The sequence below is a fragment of the Pseudomonas sp. SF2 genome, assembly GCF_036858055.1.
Lineage (GTDB): Bacteria > Pseudomonadota > Gammaproteobacteria > Pseudomonadales > Pseudomonadaceae > Aquipseudomonas.
Map to the genome: position 1 here is coordinate 1 of NZ_JAMBDI010000088.1, position 677 is coordinate 677.

The window sequence follows — 677 nt, forward strand, 5'->3', positions numbered from 1 at the left end:
AGCGCGGTGACCCATTTAAAACCCATGGCTTTCAACCATTCTGAAGAGATCACGACCATGTCCAAACGCGAACTGCTGAACCCAACCAACTCCACTCTGATCCTGATCGACCACCAGCCGCAGATGGCTTTCGGTGTCCAGTCGATCGACCGTCAGACCCTGAAGAACAACACCGTTGGCCTGGCCAAGGCCGCCAGGATCTTCAACGTGCCGACCATCTACACCTCGGTCGAAACCGAAAGCTTCAGCGGCTACATCTGGCCCGAACTGCTGGCAGTGAACCCGGGCGCCAAGCCGATCGAGCGCACCTCGATGAACAGCTGGGAAGACGCCAAGCTGGTTGAAGCCGTGAAGGCCACCGGCCGCAAGAAGCTGGTCATGGCCGCGCTGTGGACCGAGGTCTGCCTGACCTTCCCGGCTCTGGAAGCCATGGAAGCCGGCTACGAGGTGTACATCGTCACCGACGCCTCGGGTGGCACCACTCAGGAAGCACACGACATGTCGGTGCAGCGCATGATTCAGGCCGGTGCGATTCCGGTGACCTGGCAGCAGGTTCTGCTGGAGTACCAGCGTGACTGGGCACACAAGGACACCTACCAGGCGGTCATGGACCTGGTCGTGGAACACAGCGGTGCCTACGGCATGGGCGTTGATTACGCCTACACCATGGTGCACAA

General features: G+C 60.1%; 1 protein-coding gene. It reads left to right on the top strand.

Annotated elements, in window-relative coordinates:
• Nucleotides 1–57: 57 nt before the first annotated feature.
• A partial coding sequence (locus tag M2S36_RS24965) for a hydrolase (protein ID WP_333958025.1) occupies nucleotides 58–677 on the top strand: 620 nt, incomplete at its 3' end.